We start from the raw sequence: 954 nt of genomic DNA, 5'->3' as shown, positions 1-954 counted from the left end.
ACATCGCTGGCGCCCTCGATCGGCACATCGAGCACCGGCAGGCAATCGGCTGTGATGCCGTAGCGCAGCAGGTCGAAGGCATGCAGCCGCGCCATCAGCCAGGCCGCGCGGGCGCCGGCATCATGATCGTCGCGCCACAGCGCGCCGAGCGCGCCGCCGGCGGGATAGTTCGGTGCCAGCGGCGGTCGCAAGCGCTGCACACGGCCGCCTTCCTGATCGATGAACACCAGCGCGTCCGGACGCCCTATGCAGTCCCGCATCTCGGCGACCAGATCGCGGATCTGTTCGGTCTCGCCAATGTTGCGCGCAAACAGGATGAAGGCCCACGGGCATTCATTGCGATAGAAATTGATTTCTTCGCGGGTAAGCGATTTCCCGGCACAGCCGAGGATCATGGATTTTGATTCGGTCATGTCGGCAGTTTAGGGCTTTGTGCGATCAAAGGGAATCGCCAGGGATTCATCCGGGACAACGCCGGATCTGCTTTCCCCATGAAAAAAGCCGGCGCGATGGACCGCGCCGGCTTTTGATGGTCGGCTCCGGCTTTAGCGCGAGACGAAGCAGTTGCCGCCGGCGGCCTTGTAGCTGGTGCACAAATTGATTGCGTCATTGCGTGACTGGGCCGGAACGCGCACGCGGTAGAACGTGCCTTTGCCGGCGATCTCGGCCTTGACGATATTGGCGGTACGCCCGGCAAGCACGCTGCCATAGCGGCGCTGCAGATCCTGATAGCTGGACTGAGCGCTTTCGACGGTCGGCTGCGAGGCGATCTGCATCGACCACGAGCCACCGCCGGCCGCAGTCGATGCCGGATCTATGGACGCAACCTGATCGGGCTTGACCTCGCCGACAACATCGACCGGCTGGTCGGATGGACGCTGCGGCGCGAGCGGAACCTTTGCCGGCGTGTTCGCCGATTGGGCCTCGGCTTTCGGCTTGGCGACCGGCTTGAGG

At 63.8% G+C, this 954-nt stretch carries 2 protein-coding genes; both read right to left on the bottom strand.

Features of this window, described 5'->3' with window-relative positions:
* A partial coding sequence (locus EN964_RS35685; protein ID WP_164776488.1) for a glycoside hydrolase family 3 N-terminal domain-containing protein occupies positions 1-413 on the bottom strand: 413 nt, incomplete at its 3' end.
* A 132-nt stretch (positions 414-545) separates the two neighbouring features.
* On the bottom strand, positions 546-954 hold a 409-nt coding region (locus EN964_RS35680; protein ID WP_164776486.1), incomplete at its 5' end, for an SPOR domain-containing protein.

This window comes from Mesorhizobium sp. M7A.F.Ca.CA.001.10.2.1 (genome assembly GCF_003998575.1).
Taxonomy (GTDB): Bacteria; Pseudomonadota; Alphaproteobacteria; order Rhizobiales; family Rhizobiaceae; genus Mesorhizobium.
This window is presented reverse-complemented; position numbering and strand designations above follow the sequence as displayed.